Genomic DNA, 20,037 nt, shown 5'->3' with positions numbered 1-20,037 from the left:
TTGGCCCCCGTCCCTGATCCTCGGGGAGTGCCGGTTGCTGATTTCTTCAGGGGTACGGTCCCTGATCCTCGGGGAGTACCGGTTGCTGATTTCTTCAGGGGTACGGTCCCTGATCCTCGGGGAGTACCGGTTGCTGATTTCTTCAGGGGTACCGGTCGGCCATCCCCATTCCCATCCGCGTCGATGTCAGCAGCCCATACCGCTGCGTCACGGCTGCCAAGTGTAGCTGCGTTGGGTAGCGTCAATCCAATCCCCACCTCGGACTCACACCGTAATTCTCAAACGGAAAACGGAACTCCATACGGAACACGGCAAAGCACCAACAGGCAGAGGTCTAGCGGCTGGCAGCGCTAAGGGGCGGGGGCATAGCGAAGAGGCGCGGCTATACTCCGCGCCGAGTTGGCGTAGTAGGCCCCGCGCTTGGGTAGGAAGAACCCCTCTATACGCAAGATGCGCCCCATTTGGCGAAATCGGTAGAGCCCCAGACCAGTCATGGTTCGGGGCTCTACCGATTCGGCCCTTGAGGACCAACGCTCGGAGAAGTCCCGTTAGGCATGATCAGGTCTAGTGACGTGGAAGGCAGAGCGGTTCGACCCAGGACCCCACCCCGTTCCTGCTTCTCACCGCGATGCGGCTCACCAGGACCTGGAGGGAGCTGGGGCAGCTCCTAAAAGATTCCGGGCAGCCGGACCACCCGTTCCTGTCTCTCGCGGCGGAGGCCGCGCACGTGGCGAGCACCGTCACCACGCTGCACCTGACCGCGATTGAGCAAGACCAGTACGGGATGACCGAGCGGGACTTCCGCCTCCAGCTGGAGACGCTGCAGTCCGCGGTCCAGGAGGTCGTCCAGCGTCATGATCGCCTCACGGGGATGCTCCCGCCCACGCAGTAGACCCGGACCGTAGCTCCGGCCGGGGCTACCGGTCTCCCTCTGCTGATTCCGCGGAATGCTCGTCGCCTGCGGCGGTGAGGTACGCGGCGAGGGTGTAGGCCGGCGCCCGGTCGAGGCGCTGACCGCCGTGGTCGTAGCGGCGGGTGGTGCGGGCGTCGGCGTGCCCGAGTTGCTCCTGGACGTCTTCCAGGCGGGCGCCGGCGTCACGGGCCAGGGTGGCACAGGGTGTAGCGCAGCACGTGCGGGCTCATCTTCACCGGGATCTTCGCCGTGGTGGCGAGGCGGCGCAGCAGCCGCCACACCGCGCCCCGGTCGACGCGGGCGCCGCTGGCCGTGGCCACCAGGGGCCGGCGCGGCCGGGCCCCGGCCTGTCCGGCCGGCACCGGTACCCGGGCCTCGGCAAGGTCGGGCCGGCCGGCGAGGTAGGCGTCCAGGCGGCGGGTGACCGGGGCGGGCAACGCGACCAGGTGCGGGCCGCCGCCCTTGGCGGTGAAGCGCAGGACACGGTGGTTGCGGTTGTAGCCGAGCTGCTCGACGTCGGCGCCGACGAGCTCTCCCACGCGCAGCCCGCCATAGAGCAGCAGGGCGACGATCGCGGCGGTGCGGGCGGCCTGGGGGCCGGTGTCGGCGGCGGCGGCGGCGAGCAGCGCCTCGGCCTGGGCGCGGGACAGCCCGGGAGTGCTCGGCCGGGTCGGGTCGGTCTTCGGCTTCTGCTTGGGGTTGATGGCGGCAGGGTTGGCCCGGTCGGTGCGGTCCTCGGCGATCAGCCAGGAGTAGAACGCCGACACGGCGGCGAGGCGGCGGGCCCGGGTCGCCGCGGAGGCGCGGCCGGTGGCTTCCTGGGCGCGGAGCCAGGCGTGGGTATGCACCCGGCGGGCCTCGGTGAGCGGGTCGACGCCGGAAACGGCGAGGAAGGTCAGCCAGTGCCGCAGGTCCCGCTGGTAGGCGTCCCGGGTGTGCGGCGAGGCGTAGGAGACCAGCCACTCCCGCAGCAGCTTCTCCAGGCCGTCGCCAGCGACACCCCCCACGGTGGGGGCCCTATTACCCGGCCGGGGAGATCGTGCCCAGCCACAAGGGCGTGCTCGGCGATTGGACCACCCTGGTCTACAAGGACGCTGGTAAGGCCGGCCGGCGGGTGGTCCGCAGCGTGTACGAGATCTGCACCTTCCAGGCTCTGCGCGAGCAGCTGCGCTGCAAGGAGATTTGGGTCGTCGGCGCCGACAAGTGGCGCAACCCCGACCAGGATCTCCCGCACGACTTCGAGGCTCATCGTGGTCTGCGACGGCCTCAAGGGGCTCCCCGACACGAACCGCCCGCTCCCGCAGCTCCTGCGGATACGGCTTCGTTCCTGCCATCTCTCGATCCTTCCCAAGCGGGGAAGTCTCTACAAGATCCGGGGCGGGCCCGGGTCAGCACCCCGCGAGCAAGATCACGACTCCCAACTCGACGACATCAACGCCGCGCACTGCCGCGAGATCATCATCGAAACCGCGAGCACCCCGCGGCGACCGTCCCAAACTGCGCACTGCCCTGGACACCCTGCGCCCCGGCGACACCCTCGTCATCCACCGCCCCGACCGGGTCGCGCCCGCTCAGTGAAGGAACTGCTCGTCTTCCTCGAAGACGAGCTCCACGCCCGCAACATCACCCTGGAAATCCTCACCGGCATCTGCGCCGGCGTGCACCGCCCCGGCGGCGCCACCCTCGCCGACCGGCTCCTGTTCGCCGTCGCCGCCCTCGCCGCCGAGATGGAACGCGAACTGATCCGCGACCGCACCCTCGACGGACTACGCGCCGCAGCCGCCGCCGGCCGACACGGCGGACGCCCCACCACCGTCACCGACGACATTCTCGCCATCGCCCGCGCACGCCAAGCCCGCGGCGAATCCGTCACCGCCATCGCCAGACACCTCAGCGTCGGCCGCTCCACCCTCTACCGGGCACTACAACCCCCCCGACCAGGCGATTACGGCTTAGCGCCGGATCCAGCGCCGTTGGTCCTCAAGGGCCGTGTTGCCGCTCGCGGCGACGAGCCGGGTGCGGCAGCTCGTGCTCGCCGGTCAGCGCCTCCGGGGTTGAGGAAGATCCGTCCAGGAATTAACGCTAAGGATGATCTTGGGGGTGGGGCAGCGAGCGCGTGGTGAGGGCACGTACGGTGTCCGGCTGTGCCCGTCGAGACCCAGCGTTGGTCCTCACAGGCCGGCTTCGAGAGCGGCGAGTGTCTTGGCGAGCTTGCGCAGTCCGACGGCGGTGGTCCGGTACGGGTCGCCGCCGGGCGACCAGTCGTCGGCGGCGTTGGGCGGCACGCAGTGGACGTGGTAGTCCACGCCGCCCTCTTCTTCACGCTGGACGGCCTCGATGACGAGTTTGGCGTTGTGGTGCCCGGGGATCTCGGCGCGGGCGGTGGTTTCGCCGCCCAGCGCCGCACAGCGGTCAGTGATCTGGTCGTACTCGGTGGTGATCTGTTCCAGCCGGACGGCGTCGGCGTCATCCAGGGGTCGGGCCCGGCCGGCCAGGTCGGCCCGTTGCTGACGCTCGGCGGTCCAGGTCAGCCGGTCGGAGTGGTGGGCGTCCTGGTAGGTGTCGAAGCGGCTGCGCAGCTGCGCCGTCCGCGTCGGGGTGGCGCCGGTGGCGCCCCGGGGTGAGCTGGTCAGCGTCTCGTAGCGGGCCTGCTGCTGCGGAGTTCGCCCACGGCCCTGGCGGTACGGTCCAGCGGGCTGGGGGTCACCGAGCTTGTCCAACGCCTCCAACTCCCGGTACTCATCCACGCTGAGCCCGTAGACAATCGCGGCCTGTTCGGCCAACAGCGGTGGCTTGCAGTCACCCATGAGCGCGTCGTGGCGCGTTTGCTCGGCGCGGGTACGCGTGCGGTAGGGCTTCGCGTGGATCGCGACCAGCTCGTGGTACTCGGGGACGCTCAGGCCGCAGACCTCGGCCGCCAGGTCCTCCCGGCCGGGCGCGAACCAGTCACCGCCGGCGGCAGTGACCCGGCGTTGCAGGTCGTCGTACCGGGCGCGATCGTCAGCGCTGAGCGCGTCGACGCAGTCCTGCATATACGTGCGCCGCTTCTGTTGGTACAGGTGGTGCTGCTTCTCGCTGCTGTCGAGCCGCAGTTGCAGGTCGGCGTCGGCGACGTCACCGAACCGGGCCATCTCCAGGTGCATCCGCTCGTCGTGCAGCCGGTCAGACTGCCTGACGAGCTGGCGGTACTCGCGGTCCATCCGGGCCGCCGTGGTGATGACGTCATCGACGCGCGCCGGCAGCTCGGCGACAGCGGCGGCGTCGATGACAGCGGTCACGTCCGAGTGGGTGTCGACCTCGTAGGTCTCGCCGTCCTCCGGGTCGACCCGGGACTCCTGGGCCGGCGCGTGTGCGCCCTTCCAGTCGCCTTTGTCTTCCTCATGGACCGGGACCGCGACGTGCACGACCCGACCATCAGGGGTATCCACAGCCGCGGCGAGGACCATCAGTCCCTCGTCGCCTGCCGCCGAGGCCGAGCCGGCGAACGTCTCCGCGTCGCGCAGCACCATCCGATCACTGACCCGCAGCCGGTCTCGCGCTCTGTCGTTCGCGCCCGAACCGGATCCGGCCGGTGGCGTCGCGGTCACGCTCGTCTCCTCTACGTGATCAGGCGCGGGCCCGGCGGCGTCGCCACCGACCAGGACGTCGTGGCTGGCGAGGTTGCCGCCGGCGTCGGCGACCGCGTCAGCCACCTGGCCGTCGCAGGCGTTGAAGTCGGCCAACGCGGTGCGCAGGTGCTCGGCGGCGGTGGCCACGGCCGCCTGGGCAGTGCCGCAGGCCCGGCCCGCGTCGCGCAGGTGTTCCACCGTGGAGGGCTGCATGTCCAGCGACTCGTACCGGTCGGCGGCCTCGTCGAGCACCCCGGCGATCCCGCCGACCTCGTCGACCCGGTCCCCCGCCGCGCTAATCGCGGCGGCGAACGCGGCCCGGATCTCCTCCGGGCCGCTCGCCTCGACGATCATCAGCACTCCCCAGTCAGGTCGGCCACGTACTCGAGCGTCGCGCCGTCGGCCCGCCCGCTCCAGCCGTAACAGGTCACCCCGGCGTCGCTCAGCACACCGGTGGCCCACGTGAACGCCTGCTCGACGTCAGCGACGCCCAGGGCGTCGTGGTCGGCGTGGGGCTTGTCGTCGGCCAGCAGCAGCCAGGCGGCCTCGACCGGATCGTGCAGCAGCCGCCACTCCCCCACCGGCCCCGACTCGACCGCCGCGGCGGTGGGGTCGCCGGCGTGCACCGCGAGGTACGCCGGCCGGCCGGGCACAAGTTGCCCCTCAGCCCAGGCGGTGACCTCGATGCCATACCGGTCGGCCAGACCCTCGGCCGCCCATGCCTGGGCGTCGTCGACGCCGTCAGGGTCGCCGAGGTGCTCAGCGTACGCGGCCGGCTCGTCCTGCCCGTCGTAGTGCAGCAGCCAGCAGCACGCGTCGACGTCGTCGAAGGACAACGCCACCCGCTGCGGACCGGCCGGGACGGCCGGCTCGCTCTCGGGCGGGTTGATGGCATCGAGACGGGCCTGCTCCCACGCGCTGGGGGTGTAGCCGGCGTGCTCGACCAGTCGGGCCAGCCAACTGGCGTCGTCGTGCGTCCAGGTCCGGTGGGTGGCACGTGCTTGGACTTCCCGGCGGGCCAGGCCGAGGGCGTGCGCGGCGTGCACCCGGGTGTGCCAGCCGGAGCGGCGGACCTTCTCCCACCACTTGTAGTTCGGCAGGGCCGGATCCGGGCCGACCTCAGCGGCGAGCAGCCACTTGTGGGCGAGCTGCGCACAATCACTGCCTGGTGCCCACAGCCACGCGTCCACGATGTCCGCAGCCGACGGCGGCAGCTTCGGGGCCGTCGCGGCCAGCACAGCGGCGGCCTCGGACCGGGCGGTCATCGCCTTGCGACGCTCCCGCTCGTCAGTGATGCGCTGCTGCTCGGCCGCGCTGCGGTTGTCCGCCTTCCTAGGCTTCCCGGCAGTCGAGTAGTAGGTGACGCTGCCCCACGAGTCGACCCCAGCCGCCAGAGCGCCGGCCTTGCGGGCCGCCGCTACGGCTTTGGCCCCCTCCAGCCGGTACTGCGAGTAGTCCTGGCCGAGAACCGCTGAATCGGCTCAATAACCGGGACGCCCTCGGCGGCCAACTTCTTACCCGCGGCGTCGATGACCGCTTGCCGCTCCTGCTGGCGGCGTACCTCCGACACCAGGTTCGCGGCAGACCAGTGGTGATACCGACTGTCCTGGCTCAACCCGTAGGCGGCCAGCACCACCTCCTGGTCGTCGCCGGCGGCGTCGACGAGCGCCAACGCGTCCTTAATCTGCAGGGCCTGCTTCTTCTTCGCCCGGCCGGCCGGCTCCAGGTCCTCGTCGTCGGGGACCCGGCCGGTTTCGAGCTCGGCCAGCAGCACCTCGGGCAGCCTGAGCAGCTTCAGGCGCTTCGAAACGTGCGACTGCGAGCAGCCCACCCGATCGGCGATCTCCCTCTGCTTACGGCCGGCGGCCTCCTGCTCGGCGAACACGCGGGCCTCCTCCACCGGACTCAGCGGCGACCGGGCCACGTTCTCCGCGGTCATCACGTCCAACTGCGCCAGCGGGTCGTCGGCGATCGCGTCCTCGCGCACCAACACGTTCAGCGTCGCATCCGGGTCGTCGCCGTAGACATTGCCGGCTGCTGTTCGCCGACGGGCGCCCACCAGCACCACCCACTGCGCGTCGACGAGCTTCGCCGCGTGGGCCGGCCACGCGGCAGCGACCCGAGAGGCGGGCAGCACCACCGGCGGCTGGATGACACCAACCTCACGGATTGACGCCTCCAGATCGCCCAGGTCGTTCAGGACCTTGCGAGGGTTGGCTGGGTGGGTCAGCACGCTGTCGAGGCGCACCGATTCCGGACGCATCGGTGCGACCGCAGCCACCGGCAGTTGGTAGTGATCGGTCGATTCCGTGGAATCAGGCATGATGGGGCGACTCCTTCGGGAGTTGGAGCGGGGCGGCCGAGATGCTGTCCAGGCTGAGGCCGCCCCGCGATCTAGACGAGTTGTTCCGAATTCCGGTTAGTGGTCGTAGGCGATCAGTGACCGGGTGACGGGCGCGCTGGTCTTGTTGTTGTGCCAGATCGCCGCTGTCATGGCGAGCAGGCGTTGGGCGACACGGACGGCCACACCGGCGAAGGTCCGTCCGCCGTGTTGTTCCAGGTCAAGCTGGCCCTTGAGGGTGTCGTTCACCGACTCGATCAGTTGTCGGACCTTCTTGAGCATCGGCTCGCCGTAGCGGGTCTTCTCCTTCTTGCGGGACGGGCGCAGTAGTTCGATGCCCTGTTCGGCCAACTGCCGCTCGAACGGCGTGGAGGCGAATCCCTTGTCGCTGATCAGCAGGATCCCGTCGTGCTCGGCCACCACGGCGGCCTCGACGTCGAGCATCGCGGCGAGGACCTCTCGCTCGCCGATCTTCGGGTTCGCCAGGGCCCACAGGATCGGCATCCCGGTCGGGGTGCAGACCAGGTAGAGCCGGAGGCCCCAGAAGAAGCGGGAATGGGAGGCGCAGTAGCCGTATCCGGCCCAGCCGGCCAGGTCCGAACGCTGCGCCGTCGGGCGCGACATGCCGCAGGGTATCGGGGTGGAATCGACGATCCAGTGGTTGTCGAACCAGAAGTCACTGTCGCGCGCCAGGTCCCGGATCACCTTCTTGACCAGCGGAAGCGCCGCACGGAGCCGCTTGTTGTAGCCCGGCCGCTGCGGCAGGTAGGCAAACATGCCGGCGAGATGAATACGGGCGTAGCGGATCCAATGCGCTTCCGAGCGGGCGCCGAGCAGGACCTGCGCCACCGCGAGGCATACCAGTTCGGAGTCGGTCAACAGCGGCGGCCGGCCCCGCCACCGGGGCGTGCGGATGCTGTCGTCGATCTTCACGTACAGTGCGGTCAAGAGGGTATCCAGGTCTTGCGTCACAACATGATCTTGGATGCCCTCTCTTCATGCCCAGACATCGACCCCTGACTTCGGAACTACCCGTCTAGGGTGGGGCTGTGGCCCGAAGTGTGTATCTGACTAGCGTGGGGTCGGGCGGGGGCAAGTCGACCGTCGCCCTCGGGCTGGCGGAGTTGCTGTCCCGTCAGGTGGGGCGGATCGGCGTGTTCCGGCCGCTGGTCGCCGACACCGGACCGGACCCGATCCTCGCCCTGCTCAGCGAGCGCTACCGGGTCGAGCTGCCGCTCACCGAGCTGGCCGGGGCGACGTACGCCGAGGCGGCCACGCTGGTCGCCGACGGCCGGCGGGAAGAGCTGATCTCCGCGATCGTGGAGCGCTACCGGACGGTGGAGCGGCAGTGCCCGGCGGTCGTCGTGGTGGGCAGCGACTTCGACGATCCGGGCGACTCGGCCCGACCCCGGGAGCTGGCCTTCAACGCCCGGCTGGCCACCGAGTTCGGCAGCGTGGTGGTACCGGTGGTAGACGGCTTCGGGCAGGCGCCGGCGGCCGTCGCGTCGGCGATGCGCGGGGCGTACCACGATCTGGCCGACCTGGGCGCGACCGTGCTCGCGGTGATCGCCAACCGGGTCGCCGAGCCGATGACGCCGCCCGAGCTGCCGGTGCCCGCGTACGCCATCCCGGAGGTGCCGAGCGTGTCGGCGCCGACGGTGGCCGAGGTGGCGGCGGCGCTCGGCGCCACCCTGCTCGCCGGTGACGACGCCGCGCTCGGCCGGGACGTGCTGGACTTCGTGGTCGGCGCCGCGCACGTGCCGACCCTGCTGAGCCACCTCACCGAGGGCGCCCTGGTGATCACCCCCGGGGACCGGGCCGACCTGCTCGTCGCCGCGAGCGCCGCGCACGTCGCCGGGCAGGTGTCGGTGGCCGGGCTGGTGCTGACCCTCGGCGAGCAGCCCGACCCCCGGGTGATGCGGCTGGTGGAAGGGTTGAACACCGGGCTGGCGGTGCTGTCCGTGGGCAGCGACAGCTACGACACGGTGGCCGCGTCCAGTCGCATCGAGGGCCGGCCCAGCGTCGCCAACCCGCGCAAGGTGGAGGCGGCGCTGGGGGCGTTCGAGCGCTGCGTGGACACCGACGACCTGGCCCGCCGACTGCGGGTCAGCCGGTCGACCCGGGTCACCCCGCTGATGTTCGAGAACGAGTTGATCGACCGGGCCCGCTCGCAGCCCCGGCACCTGGTGCTGCCGGAGGGCTCCGAGGAGCGGATCCTGCGGGCGGCGGAGATCCTGCTGCGCCGGGGGGTCGCCGAGCTGACCCTGCTCGGGCGGCCGGACGACATCGCCCGGCGCACCCGCGAGCTGGGCATCGACCTCGGCGACGCGAGCGTCGTCGACCCGGTCACCAGCGGCTGGCGGGACGACTTCGCCGCCGAGTACGCGCGGCTGCGCGCCCACCGGGGCGTCACCACCGAGCTGGCGCACGACATCGTGGCCCAGGCGAACTACTTCGGCACGCTGATGGTGGCCACCGGACGGGCCGACGGCATGGTGTCCGGCGCGACGCACACCACCGCCGCGACCATCCGGCCGGCGTTCGAGATCATCCGTACCGTGCCGGAGGTCTCGGTGGCGTCCAGCGTCTTCTTCATGCTGCTCGCCGACCGGGTGCTGGTCTACGGCGACTGCGCGGTCAACCGCGACCCGGACGCCGCCCAGCTCGCCGACATCGCGATCTCGTCGGCCGACACCGCCGCCCGGTTCGGCATCGAACCCCGGGTGGCCATGCTGTCGTACTCCACCGGCAGCTCCGGCGCGGGCGCGGACGTGGAGAAGGTCGCCACGGCCACCGCGTTGGTCCGGGAGCGCCGGCCGGACCTGCTCGTCGAGGGGCCCATCCAGTACGACGCGGCGATCGACCCGGCGGTGGCGGCCACGAAACTGCCGGGCAGCCCGGTCGCCGGCCGCGCCACGGTCTTCATCTTCCCGGACCTCAACACGGGCAACAACACGTACAAGGCGGTGCAGCGCTCCGCCGGGGCGGTCGCCGTCGGCCCGGTGATGCAGGGGCTGCGGCGACCGGTGAACGACCTGTCGCGGGGCGCCACCGTGCCGGACATCGTGAACACGGTGGCGATCACCGCCATCCAGGCGGCCACCGAGGAGGCCTCGTGAGTCGGGTGCTGGTGCTCAACTGCGGGTCGTCGTCGGTGAAGTGGCGCCGCTACGACGGCGACCGGGCACTCGACCAGGGCACCGTGGAACGCATCGGTGAGCCCGGCGGCGGCCCGGCCGACCACGCCGGCGCGGTCCGGCAGATCCTGGCCGAGCAGGACCTCACCGGGCTGACGGCGGTCGGGCACCGGGTGGTGCACGGTGGCCGGACGTTCAGCGCGCCGGTGCTGGTCGACGAGGCGGTGCTGGCCGCGATCCGGGACCTGGTGCCGCTCGCTCCGCTGCACAACCCGGCGAACCTGGCCGGTATCGAGGTGGCCCGCGCGGCACTGCCGGACGTGCCGCAGGTCGCCGTCTTCGACACCGCGTTCCACCACACCCTGCCGGAGGCCGCCGCGACGTACGCGATCGACCGGGACACCGCCGAGCGGTACGACATCCGCCGGTACGGCTTCCACGGCACCTCGCACGCGTACGTCTCCCGCCGCGCCGCCGAACTGCTGGGCCGCCCGTACGAGCAGCTCAACACCATCACCCTGCACCTGGGCAACGGGGCCAGCGCCTGCGCGGTGCACAACGGCCGCAGCGTGGCCACCTCGATGGGCATGTCCCCGTTGGAGGGACTGGTGATGGGCACCCGCAGCGGCGACATCGACCCGACCGTGATCTTCCACCTGCGCCGGGAGGGTGGGCTGTCGGTCGACGACATCGACGACCTGCTCAACCACCGCAGCGGCCTGCTCGGCCTCACCGGCGCCAACGACATGCGCGAGGTGCTCCAGCGTCGGGCGTCCGGTGACCGGGCGGCGGAGCTGGCCTTCGACGTGTACTGCCGGCGGATCACCGGGTACGTCGGGGCGTACTACGCGCTGCTCGGCCGGGTCGACGCGATCGCCTTCACCGCCGGGGTCGGCGAGCATGCCGCGCCGGTGCGGGCCGCCGCGCTGGCCGGCCTGCACCGGCTCGGCATCGCCGTCGACGACACCCGCAACGACGGCACGGGCGACCGGGTGATCTCACCCGACGGCGCCGAGGTGAGCGTCTGCGTCATCCGCACCGACGAGGAACGCGAGATCGCCCGGCAGACCCGGGACGTGGTCGAGGCGGCCTGACCGCACCGTCCCGGGTACGCCAAATCAGCCCATCGCCAACCAGGCGACGAGGGCCATCAGCAGCACGATGACCACCGCCGCACCGACGATGAGCGGCAGGCGGGACGGCGCGTCCGCCGGGCCGGCGGCCTCCGGCGTCTGGGAGAAGGCGCGGAACGCCTCGGTGTTGCCGCTGGGGTCGGTGTAGTTCTCAGGCATCCGGTGACCATAGCGAAGCCGTTCGCGGAGCACCGCCCCCGCCCACGTCGCCCCGGCGGGTCGACCCGGCCGGCGGAGGCGACCCGGCCGGGTGGCGGGTACAGCCCGGCCGGACGGCGGGGCCGCTACGCACGCCCGGGCACCTACCGTGGAACGATGGGGGCGGGGCGGCTCATGGCCGTACTGGTGACAGCACTGCTGGCTGGTTGCGCGCCCGCCACCGCGGTGGCCGGCGAGGCCACCGGGCCGGTCTCGGCGCGCCGGGCGCCCGAGGGGTCGTACGCCGTCGGCGTGCGTACGCTCACCCTCGATCCGCGCTCGGCGCGCCCCCTGCCGGTGACGATCTGGTATCCGGCTTCGACCGACGGGGTGGCCTCCGGGCGGTTTCCGGTGGTGGTCTACAGCCACGGGCTGTACAGCCGACCCGACCTGCACGCCGGCCTGACCACCCGCTGGGCGGCAGCCGGTTTCGTGGTGGCCGCACCGGCGTACCCGCACACCCGGCAGGGCGCCGCGCACTTCACCCGCGCCGACGTCCGTAACCAGCCGGCCGACGGGTGGCGGCTGATCCGACACCTGGGCCGCGTCGACCGCGCACCTGGTGATCCGCTGGCCGGCCACCTCGACCTGACGTCGATCGCCGCTGCCGGGCACTCGGCGGGCGGCTTCACCACCTCCGGCATGTTCAGCGAGGGCCATCCCGCCCGGTTGCGCGCCGGCATCGTCATTGCCGGCGGTGGACTGCCGGGCAGCTTCGCCGGGCCGCCCGCACCGGTGCTCTTCGTGCACGGCACGGCCGACGCGGTGGTGCCGGTGACCGTGGGCCGGGCCGCGTACGGGCGTACCCCCGGGCCGGCCGCGTTCCTCAGCCTGCTCGGCCAGGACCATGGCGCGTACCTCACGCCGGGCCACCCGGGTTTCGCCCCGGTCCTCGCCACCACCACCGACTTCCTGCGCTGGACCCTCTACGGCGATCAGGCGGCCGGCGCCCGCCTCCCCGCCGACGCCGGCTCCCCCACCCTGACCCGTTACGAGTCCCGCCCGGCCCACTGAGCCGGCCGACGCCGTACGGTGGCCCGGTGGACGAGCTCGCGCGCCGCCAACTGGCGAGCATCGCCGAGGTGGTCGCGGTGACCGGGGCGGCCGGCATACCGGTGTGGCTGCGCGGCGGCTGGGCGATGGATTTCCAGCTTGGCGCCGTGACCCGCCCGCACGTCGACGTCGACTGGTACTGCTGGCGCGACGACGCGGACCGGCTGGCCGAGCTGCTGCTGGCCCGCGGTTGGCGTCCCGACCCGCGGATGCCGGTGGAGGTGCAGCTCGACCTGTTCACCGGTGACGTGGAGGTGAGCGTCGCGTACCTGGGTCGGGACGCCGCCGGGCGGCCCACCGTGGGTGCCGGATCATGGGCCGGGACCCCGCTGCCGGTCGGGCTGCTGGACGCTCCGCCCGGCCAGATCGGTCCCCTCACCGTGCCGACGATCTCGGTGGCGGCCCAGATCGAGTTCAAGCAGATGTACCCGGTCTGGATGCCGGAGCGCCCCCGCCGACCGAAGGACACCGACGATCTGGCCCGGCTACGGGCCCACCGATCTGGCGGGTGACGTGCCTCTGGTGCTCGCGGAGGGGCGCGCGTCGTTCCTCGGCGCCGTCACGGGGTGAACACAGCCCGTCGAACCTCGCCGGGCGGCCCGGCCGGGCAGGGCACAATTGAGGCCATGTCGCGTCGCGTCACCCCCGCGCTGCTGGCCAGCGCCGTGCTCATGGCCGGTCTGGTCGGCTGCTCCAGCGGCTCCGGCGAGGCCGAGAGCTGGCAGGCACCGGTCGAGCCGAAGCCCGCCGCCACCCCGACGCCGCAGGTCCCGGCCGGAAAGGCCCCGGAGCGCGCCTTCGGGGTCGGCGTCCGTCAGCTGAAGCTAAACCGGGAGGGTCGCGCGCTGCCGGTGACACTCTGGTATCCGGCCGACGGGGAGTCCGGCGGCGCCGCCAAGCGGTCGGTGGCCGCGGCGGAGGGCCGGTTTCCGGTGGTCATGTTCAGTCACGGCCTGGGCGGGCGACCGGACGACTACGCCACGCTGCTGACCCGGTGGGCGGCGGCGGGCTTCGTGGTGGCCGCGCCGACGTTCCCGCACACCTCCCGGGGCGCGGACAACAACGTCCTCGACGTGCTCAACCAGCCGGCCGACGTGTCGTACGCGCTGGACCAGGTGCTCGCGCTGAACGGCAAGGCCGGCGACGCGTTGCGGGGCCGGTTGGACGCCGAGCGGGTGGCCGCGGCCGGGCACTCGGCGGGCGGGGTGACCACCATCGGCCTGTTCACCGCGAGTCGGGACGAGCGGTTGGACGCGGGGGTGGTGTTCGCCGGCACGGCGCTGGGCGTGGGCACCGCGTTCGCCGGTGCGTCCGCGCCGCAGTTGTTCGTGCACGGGGAGCTGGACGAGGTCGTGGACTACGCGGCGGGCAAGGCGGCGTACGACAAGGTGCCGTGGCCGAAGGCGATGCTGAGCCTGCCCAAGGGCGACCACGGGCGGGCGCTGCTCAGCGACGGCGCGACGTTGCGGGTGGTCTCGGACACGTCCGTCGAGTTCCTGCGCTGGTCGCTGTACGGCGACGCCGCCGCCAAGAAGCGCATCTCCACCGACGCGACGCGCGGCGACATCGCCACGTTCGACGATCACCTCTGACGTCCGCACGCGCCGGCCGCGCCGGCCGCTCATGATCGCGCAGTAACCAGGAAACAGTGGCCTCCCACGACTCTGAGGCCACTGTTTCCATGATGTTGTGCGATCTTGCGGCGCGGGCCGCGCGGCCGGACGCGCGTCAGGCCGTGTGGTCGATGACGACCTTGCCGAAGGTGTCGCCGGAGTGCAGGCGGGCGAAGGCCTTCTCGACCCGGCTGAACGGGACCACGCTGTCCACCACCGGGCGCACCGCGTTGTCGGCGCAGAACGCCAACAGCTCGTACAGCTCACCCGGGGTGCCCATCGAGGTGCCCAGGATCTCCAGCTGCATGGCGAAGACCCGACGCAGGTTGACCGTCGGCTCGTGCCCGGCGGTGGCACCGGAGACCACGATCCGGGCCATCGGCGCGGCCGACTTCAGCGAGTGGTCGAAGGTGGCCGCGCCGACCGTCTCGATCACCACGTCGACCCGTTCCGGCAGCCGCGCACCGGGTTCCACGGCGGTGGCGCCGAGCGCGGTGATCCGTTCCCGCTTGGCGGCGTCGCGGCTGGTCGCGTACACCCGCTTGCCCATGGCGACGGCGAGCGCGACGGCGGCGGTGGCGACGCCACCGCCGGCGCCCTGCACCAGCACGCTGTCGGCGTCCTCGACGCGGCCTTTGGTGGTCAGCATCCGCCATGCGGTGAGCCAGGCCGTGGGCAGGCACGCCGCGTCGGTCGCCGCCATGCCGGCGGGCAGCGGGATCAGGTTCGACCGGGGGACGGCGACCCGCTCGGCGAGGGTGCCGGGGAAGTACTCGGAGAGGATGGAGACCCCACGCGGGTCGCCCGGCGTGACCACCACCGGGTAGACGACCACCTCGTTGCCCTCGGGGTCCACGCCCACCGCGTCGCAGCCGAGGATCATCGGCAGTTGGGCCTCGGTGAGCCCCACCCCGCGCAGGGACCAGAGGTCGTGGTGGTTGAGCGAGGTGGCCCGCAGGTCCACGGTCACCCAGTCGTCGGCCGGGTGGGTCGGCTCGGGCCGTTCACCGACGGTGAGCGCGGTGAGCGGGTCGGCGTCGTCGAAGCGGGAGGCGAAGGCGGCACGCATGATCGGCACGGTAACAAGCTGAGCGCCCGTTAAGAAGGGGCCCGCCCTGGCCGGAGATGCCAGGAAGGCCCCTTCACGCGGGTCGGCGGCGTGGAGCGGGGTCCCCCTACCGGCGGGCGACACCGTCGCGGCGGGCGGCCTCGGCGACCGCCTCGGCGACGGCCGGGGCGACCCGCGGGTCGAGTGGCGACGGGACGATCGCCTCGGCGGTCAGCGACTCGGCCACCACGCCGGCGATGGCGTCGGCGGCGGCGACCTTCATGGCCTCGGTGATCCGGGTGGCGCGGGCGTCCAGCGCGCCCCGGAACACACCGGGGAACGCCAGCACGTTGTTGATCTGGTTGGGGTAGTCGCTGCGCCCGGTGGCGACGACCGCGACATGCCGGGCGGCCACCTCGGGGTGCACCTCAGGAGTCGGGTTGGCCAGCGCGAACACGATCCCGCCGGGTGCCATCCCGGCGACGGCGGCCTCCGGGATCTGCCCCCCGGAGACGCCGATCAGCACGTCCGCGCCGCGCAGCGCCTCGGTGATGTCGCCGTGGCGGCCGTCGGCGTTGGTGCTCGCCGCCAGCTCCGCCTTGGTGCCGGTCAGCTCGGTGCGGTGCCGGCCGATGATTCCCTTGGAGTCGCAGACCACCACCTGGTCGGGGTTGACGCCCCCGGCGATGAGCATCTTCGTCACGGCGACCCCGGCCGCGCCCGCCCCGCTCACCGCGACCCGCAGGTCACCGAGCTTGCGGTTGAGCAGGGTGGCGGCGTTGCGCAGCGCGGCGAGCACCACGATCGCGGTGCCGTGCTGGTCGTCGTGGAAGACCGGGATGTCCAGCGCCTCGTCGAGCCGCCGCTCGATCTCGAAGCAGCGCGGCGCGCTGATGTCCTCCAGGTTAATCCCACCGAACGAGGGGGCCAGCGCCCGCACCACCGCGACGATCTCGTCCACGTCCTGGGTGTCCAGGCAGACCGGCACCGCGTCCACCCCGGCGAACTGCTTGAACAGCACCGCCTTGCCCTCCATCACCGGCAGCGCCGCACGCGGGCCGATGTTGCCGAGCCCGAGCACCGCCGAGCCATCGGTGACCACCGCGACGGCGTGCGACGCCCACGTGTAGTCATCGGCCAGGTCGGGGTCGGCGGCGATCGCCTCACACACCCGGGCCACCCCCGGGGTGTACGCGAGGGAGAGATCCTCCCGGCTGGTGAGCGGCACCGTCGAGGCGACGGCCATCTTGCCGCCCAGATGTAGTTGGAAGACGGGATCAGCGGGGTCCATGGTGGACGAAGACATGGTGGTGACTCCAGGATCTGTCGAGCAGACGGGGCGGCCGGCCCGGCCGCGAGGTGGGCGGCGAGCGGTGGCACGCGGTGCGGGGGTCACCCGGGCACTTTCCGAGCATAGTGTCGGCACTGCCCCTCGGATGTGAGCAGGGTCATACCGGGCGACGAGGAACCCGTCCGGGGCGTGGCCAGTAGCGGGCCACCACCCTGCCCCGCACGTCGGCGACCCCGTACGCCCGGGAGTCGTCGGTGACCAGGTCGTTGTCCCCGCGGAGCCACCAGCCGCCGTCCTGCGGCCGGACCGCCCGCTTCACCACCAGCAACTCGGGACGCGTCCGGAAGACGGCGACCACCACGTCACCGGGTCGGATCGGCCGGCCACCCGGGCGGACCAGCAGCGCGTCGCCGTGCCGCAGCGTCGGCGCCATGGACGGGCCGGTCACCGCAACGGCCGTCAGCGGCCCGCGCAGATGCGGCGCCTCCGCCGGGTGATCGGCGTGCACTGGTTTCACCTCCACCCGGTTCGGGGAGCATTCCCAGGAGTAATGTCGCCTTTGATCATCGCAAACTTCCCATGGAGGATCCCGATGCGACTTCCCCGCATCCTTGCGCCCCGCGTCACCGCGAGCGCTCACTGCGACCTGCCGTGCGGCGTCTACGACCCGGCCCAGGCCCGGATCGAGGCCGAGTCGGTCAAAATGATCTGCGAGAAGTACCAGGCCAACACCGACCCGGAGTTCCGCACCCGCGCGGTCATCATCAAGGAGCAGCGCGCCGAGCTGGTCAAGCACCACCTGTGGGTGCTCTGGACCGACTACTTCAAGGCGCCCCACTTCGAGAAGTACCCGAACCTGCACACCCTGTTCAACGAGGCCACCAAGCTCGCCGGCGCCGGTGGTGTCAAGGGCAGCCTCGACCCGGCCACCGCCGACCAGCTCCTCGCGAAGATCGACGAGATCTCGAAGATCTTCTGGGAGACCAAGAAGGCGTGACCAACCCGGTCATCCCGACGATCCGGCCGGTACGTCCCGAGGACGTGCCGGCCGTCGTCGCCATGGTGCACGAGCTGGCGGAGTACGAGCGCGCCCCCGACCAGTGCCACCTCACCACCGACCAGCTCACCTCGGCCCTGTTCGCGACCGCTCCGGCGCTCTTCGGCCACGTCGCGGTCGACGGGCACGACGAGCCGGTCGGTTTCGCGCTGTGGTTTCTCAACTTCTCCACCTGGGCCGGCGTGCACGGCATCTACCTGGAGGACCTCTACGTCCGGCCGGCCGCCCGGGGCACCGGCGCGGGCCGGCTGCTGCTCGCCACCCTGGCCGACATCTGCGTACGACGCGGCTACCGGCGGCTGGAGTGGTGGATGATCGACTGGAATCCGGCCGCCGGGTTCTACGCCTCGATCGGGGCGGAGCAGATGAGCGAATGGGTGCCGTACCGGCTCAGCGGTGACGCGTTGCGCGAGCTGGCCGGGCAGGCCACCGCCGCCGGCACGCGTGCCGGCGACCGACCGGGTAGAGTCCCCGACCGGGGGGATGAGGCGTGACTCAACTGACCGGCCAGCCAGCGACCGACGACGTGGTGCACCTCACGGTGCCCGCCGACGGCGGTTACCTCGGCGTGCTCCGTACCGCCACCGCCGGTCTCGCGGCCCGGTTGCAGTTCGCACTCGACGAGATCGAGGATCTGCGGATCGCGGTCGACGAGGCGTGCGCGATGCTGCTCGCCATCGCCACCCGCGACGCCGAGTTGGAGTGTCGATTCTCGGTCACCGAGGACGCGCTGACCGTCGAGGTGACCGTGCCGACCGTGCGGGGCGCCACGTTGCCCGCCGAGTCGTCCTTCGCCTGGAAGGTGCTCACCGCGCTGACCACGTCGGCGTCCGCCACGGCCGCCGACGGTCGGGCCACGATCTCGCTGCTGACCCGCCGCTCCGGCGGCTACTGACCAACCCGTCGGGTCGACCGGGTCACTCGAAGCCGAGAGCCCGGGTCGTCGGTGGGCTGACCAGCAGCCAACCCACGAGCAGGCCGAGTGCCATCAGCGGCACGCCCAACCAACCCAGCCCGCCCTGGATCATGAACCAGCCGATCGGCAGCAGCATCAGCTGGAGCACGATGGCGGGGGCCCGCGCGCCGGCTCGACGGCGCAGCAGCGCACGGCCCAGCGCCCAGAGCACGACCGCCGCGCCGGCCGCGAACACGGTCACCAGCAACGCCGACATCAGGTCGGTGGTGGTGGACGTGAGGTCGGCCCAGATCAGCCAGACGGCGAGCAGCCCGACAACGGCCGCCTCCGCCCACAGCAAGCGGACCGCCCAGCGGAGCGTGACGGGAATCGGGGCCGAGTCGATGGTCACGCGCGCCACGATACCCGGGCTACCGAGAGGTACAGTGCCGCCCATGCGGGCCGTCCTGGTGGTCAATCCGAAGGCCACCACCACCAGCGAACGCAGCCGGGACGTGCTTGTCCGGGCGCTGCGCAGCGAAGTCGATCTCAGCGTGCGCTACACGCGCCGTCGTGGGCACGCCATGGCGCTGGCCCGGGAGGCCGCCGCCGAGGGCGTCGACCTCGTCGTCACCCTGGGTGGCGACGGCACCGTGAACGAGGTGGTGAACGGCCTGATGTCGGCCGACCCGCCGGTCGGTGCCGCCGGTGCCACGCTGGCCGACCGGCTGCCCGCGCTGGCGACCGTCCCGGGCGGCTCGACCAACGTCTTCGCCCGCGCCCTGGGACTGCCCCGGGACTGGCCGGAGGCAACCAGCATGATCCTCGAAGGGCTGCGCCTGGGTCGGCACCGGACGGTCGGGCTGGGCCGTGCGGACGACCGCTACTTCACGTTCTGCGCGGGGTTCGGTCTGGACGCCGCCGTGATCCACCGGGTGGAGCAGGCCCGGCGCAAGGGGCGGGTTTCCACGCCGTCGCTCTACTTCCGCTCGATCATGAATCAGTACTTCCTCGCCTCCGATCGGCGGCACCCGGCGATCAGCCTGGAGCGTCCGGGCGAGCCGGTGGAGGACGAGCTGGCCACCGTGATCATCCAGAACACGGCGCCCTGGACCTATCTGGGCGACCGGGAGGTCAACCCGAACCCGGAGGCGTCGTTCGACCTCGGGCTGGATGTGCTGGCGTTACGTCAGCTGCGGGTGGCTAGCACAACACGGACAGTGACGCAGTTCCTGTCCCGCCGTCCCGATCCTCGAGGTCGTCAGGTGTTACGACTCCATGACACGGCGGAGTTCACCCTGCTCTCTGCCCGTCCGCAGGCGTTCCAGCTGGACGGCGACTATCTTGGCGAGCGGGAAAAAGTCAGATTCACATCCGTTCCCGCCGCACTCAGAGTAATCTGCTAGGTCTCGGGTACTGCCCTAGGTCGACGCGGCGCCACACCGCATCGGCGCGGTCGCCGCCACACCGAGGGGCAGGTGCCGGAAATGTCAGCAATGTCACGCGGACTGTACTATATTGATCCTCGACTGTGGCACGGCGGGTAACCGGGAAGGCACCGAAACCCGGGCGAATGGGTTGTGGGCTTGCTCACCGCCCGGAGTTTTTCCGAGCGTCACCCTTGACATCGCGAATGTTCGTGAAAGTATTCACAAGCGAACTTGAGTTACCGGGACATTGCCTGGATATGCTCGACAGGTTGAGCTGTTCCAGCAGGTCCCCGGAGCTAACTGCCTGCTCACGCACTGCC

The 20,037-nt window shown here is 71.6% G+C and carries 21 protein-coding genes; 11 read left to right on the top strand and 10 right to left on the bottom strand.

Annotated features, from left to right (window positions below):
- Nucleotides 1–628: 628 nt before the first annotated feature.
- On the top strand, nt 629–892 hold the full coding sequence (locus O7620_RS30650; RefSeq protein WP_278126619.1) for a hypothetical protein: 264 nt from the start codon (nt 629–631) through the stop codon (nt 890–892).
- A gap of 203 nt (nt 893–1,095) precedes the next feature.
- On the opposite strand, the gene O7620_RS30645 is transcribed toward O7620_RS30650, so the two are convergent.
- Nucleotides 1,096–1,920, bottom strand: coding sequence for a site-specific integrase (locus O7620_RS30645; RefSeq protein WP_278126617.1), 825 nt, complete (start codon nt 1,918–1,920; stop codon nt 1,096–1,098).
- 567 nt (nt 1,921–2,487) lie between these two features.
- On the opposite strand from O7620_RS30645, the gene O7620_RS30640 reads away from it, so the two are divergent.
- Nucleotides 2,488–3,036, top strand: a complete 549-nt coding sequence (locus tag O7620_RS30640; protein WP_278126614.1) for a recombinase family protein — start codon at nt 2,488–2,490, stop codon at nt 3,034–3,036.
- Nucleotides 3,037–3,084: 48 nt separating this feature from the next.
- On the opposite strand, the gene O7620_RS30635 is transcribed toward O7620_RS30640, so the two are convergent.
- The 4 genes from O7620_RS30635 to O7620_RS30620 form a co-directional block, all read right to left on the bottom strand.
- The gene (locus O7620_RS30635) at nt 3,085–4,875 is read right to left on the bottom strand and encodes a hypothetical protein (protein WP_278126613.1); all 1,791 of its coding nucleotides are present in this window, start codon (nt 4,873–4,875) and stop codon (nt 3,085–3,087) included.
- Complete coding sequence (locus O7620_RS30630; protein ID WP_278126610.1) at nt 4,875–5,786, bottom strand: hypothetical protein; 912 nt, start codon at nt 5,784–5,786, stop codon at nt 4,875–4,877. The genes O7620_RS30635 and O7620_RS30630 overlap by 1 nt, the downstream gene beginning before the upstream one ends.
- A gap of 152 nt (nt 5,787–5,938) precedes the next feature.
- Nucleotides 5,939–6,802 (bottom strand): ParB/RepB/Spo0J family partition protein, encoded by an 864-nt coding sequence (locus tag O7620_RS30625; RefSeq protein ID WP_278126608.1) that lies wholly within the window; start codon nt 6,800–6,802, stop codon nt 5,939–5,941.
- Between the two features lie 138 nt (nt 6,803–6,940).
- Complete coding sequence (locus O7620_RS30620) at nt 6,941–7,834, bottom strand: IS982 family transposase (RefSeq protein ID WP_278125338.1); 894 nt, start codon at nt 7,832–7,834, stop codon at nt 6,941–6,943.
- A gap of 77 nt (nt 7,835–7,911) precedes the next feature.
- On the opposite strand from O7620_RS30620, the gene pta reads away from it, so the two are divergent.
- Together pta and O7620_RS30610 are read left to right on the top strand one after the other, a co-directional pair.
- Nucleotides 7,912–9,981: a phosphate acetyltransferase gene (gene pta, locus O7620_RS30615; protein WP_278126606.1), complete on the top strand. Its 2,070-nt coding sequence runs from the start codon at nt 7,912–7,914 to the stop codon at nt 9,979–9,981.
- Nucleotides 9,978–11,093: an acetate kinase gene (locus O7620_RS30610; RefSeq protein ID WP_278126604.1), complete on the top strand. Its 1,116-nt coding sequence runs from the start codon at nt 9,978–9,980 to the stop codon at nt 11,091–11,093. Before pta ends, O7620_RS30610 begins: the two co-directional genes overlap by 4 nt.
- A gap of 24 nt (nt 11,094–11,117) precedes the next feature.
- Here O7620_RS30610 and O7620_RS30605 read toward each other — a convergent pair whose 3' ends face one another.
- Nucleotides 11,118–11,291, bottom strand: coding sequence for a hypothetical protein (locus O7620_RS30605; protein WP_278126602.1), 174 nt, complete (start codon nt 11,289–11,291; stop codon nt 11,118–11,120).
- Nucleotides 11,292–11,447: 156 nt separating this feature from the next.
- On the opposite strand from O7620_RS30605, the gene O7620_RS30600 reads away from it, so the two are divergent.
- From O7620_RS30600 to O7620_RS30590, 3 genes are all read left to right on the top strand, one after another.
- A complete protein-coding gene (locus O7620_RS30600) occupies nt 11,448–12,344 on the top strand; it encodes an alpha/beta hydrolase (RefSeq protein ID WP_278126600.1) in 897 nt (298 codons plus the stop codon).
- A 26-nt stretch (nt 12,345–12,370) separates the two neighbouring features.
- A complete protein-coding gene (locus O7620_RS30595; protein WP_278126598.1) occupies nt 12,371–12,895 on the top strand; it encodes an aminoglycoside adenylyltransferase in 525 nt (174 codons plus the stop codon).
- A gap of 114 nt (nt 12,896–13,009) precedes the next feature.
- Nucleotides 13,010–13,975, top strand: a complete 966-nt coding sequence (locus tag O7620_RS30590; RefSeq protein ID WP_278126596.1) for a dienelactone hydrolase family protein — start codon at nt 13,010–13,012, stop codon at nt 13,973–13,975.
- Between the two features lie 136 nt (nt 13,976–14,111).
- On the opposite strand, the gene O7620_RS30585 is transcribed toward O7620_RS30590, so the two are convergent.
- The 3 genes from O7620_RS30585 to O7620_RS30575 all read right to left on the bottom strand — a co-directional run bounded on the left by O7620_RS30585 (nt 14,112) and on the right by O7620_RS30575 (nt 16,843).
- Nucleotides 14,112–15,074, bottom strand: coding sequence for a zinc-binding dehydrogenase (locus O7620_RS30585; protein WP_151491581.1), 963 nt, complete (start codon nt 15,072–15,074; stop codon nt 14,112–14,114).
- A gap of 97 nt (nt 15,075–15,171) precedes the next feature.
- Complete coding sequence (locus O7620_RS30580; RefSeq protein ID WP_151491580.1) at nt 15,172–16,350, bottom strand: NADP-dependent malic enzyme; 1,179 nt, start codon at nt 16,348–16,350, stop codon at nt 15,172–15,174.
- Nucleotides 16,351–16,492: 142 nt separating this feature from the next.
- Nucleotides 16,493–16,843: a S24/S26 family peptidase gene (locus O7620_RS30575; RefSeq protein ID WP_151491579.1), complete on the bottom strand. Its 351-nt coding sequence runs from the start codon at nt 16,841–16,843 to the stop codon at nt 16,493–16,495.
- A gap of 84 nt (nt 16,844–16,927) precedes the next feature.
- Here O7620_RS30575 and sodN point away from each other — a divergent pair, with 84 nt between their 5' ends.
- From sodN to O7620_RS30560, 3 genes are read left to right on the top strand one after another with little or no spacing between them, the layout of a single operon-like run.
- The gene (sodN, locus tag O7620_RS30570) at nt 16,928–17,332 is read left to right on the top strand and encodes a superoxide dismutase, Ni (protein WP_151491578.1); all 405 of its coding nucleotides are present in this window, start codon (nt 16,928–16,930) and stop codon (nt 17,330–17,332) included.
- Complete coding sequence (locus O7620_RS30565; RefSeq protein ID WP_151491577.1) at nt 17,329–17,886, top strand: GNAT family N-acetyltransferase; 558 nt, start codon at nt 17,329–17,331, stop codon at nt 17,884–17,886. The genes sodN and O7620_RS30565 overlap by 4 nt, the downstream gene beginning before the upstream one ends.
- Nucleotides 17,883–18,287, top strand: a complete 405-nt coding sequence (locus tag O7620_RS30560) for an ATP-binding protein (protein ID WP_278126595.1) — start codon at nt 17,883–17,885, stop codon at nt 18,285–18,287. Before O7620_RS30565 ends, O7620_RS30560 begins: the two co-directional genes overlap by 4 nt.
- A 22-nt stretch (nt 18,288–18,309) precedes the next feature.
- Here O7620_RS30560 and O7620_RS30555 read toward each other — a convergent pair whose 3' ends face one another.
- Nucleotides 18,310–18,699 (bottom strand): hypothetical protein, encoded by a 390-nt coding sequence (locus O7620_RS30555; protein WP_278126594.1) that lies wholly within the window; start codon nt 18,697–18,699, stop codon nt 18,310–18,312.
- A gap of 43 nt (nt 18,700–18,742) precedes the next feature.
- Here O7620_RS30555 and O7620_RS30550 point away from each other — a divergent pair, with 43 nt between their 5' ends.
- Nucleotides 18,743–19,693, top strand: coding sequence for a diacylglycerol kinase family protein (locus O7620_RS30550; RefSeq protein WP_278126593.1), 951 nt, complete (start codon nt 18,743–18,745; stop codon nt 19,691–19,693).
- Nucleotides 19,694–20,037: the final 344 nt, after the last annotated feature.

Origin of the sequence: Micromonospora sp. WMMD710 (assembly GCF_029626045.1) — a bacterium.
Lineage (GTDB): Bacteria > Actinomycetota > Actinomycetes > Mycobacteriales > Micromonosporaceae > Micromonospora.
The sequence above is the reverse complement of the archived record's forward strand: the minus strand, read 5'-3'. Positions and strand labels throughout refer to the sequence as shown.

Excerpts from the sequence above, each read along its gene's own strand:
- O7620_RS30650 (WP_278126619.1), top strand. The coding sequence starts at position 629 with ATGCGGCTCACCAGGACCTGGAGGGAGCTGGGGCAGCTCCTAAAAGAT.
- O7620_RS30635 (WP_278126613.1), bottom strand. The coding sequence starts at position 4,875 with ATGATCGTCGAGGCGAGCGGCCCGGAGGAGATCCGGGCCGCGTTCGCC.
- O7620_RS30630 (WP_278126610.1), bottom strand. The coding sequence starts at position 5,786 with ATGACCGCCCGGTCCGAGGCCGCCGCTGTGCTGGCCGCGACGGCCCCG.
- O7620_RS30605 (WP_278126602.1), bottom strand. The coding sequence starts at position 11,291 with ATGCCTGAGAACTACACCGACCCCAGCGGCAACACCGAGGCGTTCCGC.
- O7620_RS30600 (WP_278126600.1), top strand. The coding sequence starts at position 11,448 with ATGGGGGCGGGGCGGCTCATGGCCGTACTGGTGACAGCACTGCTGGCT.
- O7620_RS30590 (WP_278126596.1), top strand. The coding sequence starts at position 13,010 with ATGTCGCGTCGCGTCACCCCCGCGCTGCTGGCCAGCGCCGTGCTCATG.
- O7620_RS30580 (WP_151491580.1), bottom strand. The coding sequence starts at position 16,350 with ATGTCTTCGTCCACCATGGACCCCGCTGATCCCGTCTTCCAACTACAT.
- sodN (WP_151491578.1), top strand. The coding sequence starts at position 16,928 with ATGCGACTTCCCCGCATCCTTGCGCCCCGCGTCACCGCGAGCGCTCAC.
- O7620_RS30550 (WP_278126593.1), top strand. The coding sequence starts at position 18,743 with ATGCGGGCCGTCCTGGTGGTCAATCCGAAGGCCACCACCACCAGCGAA.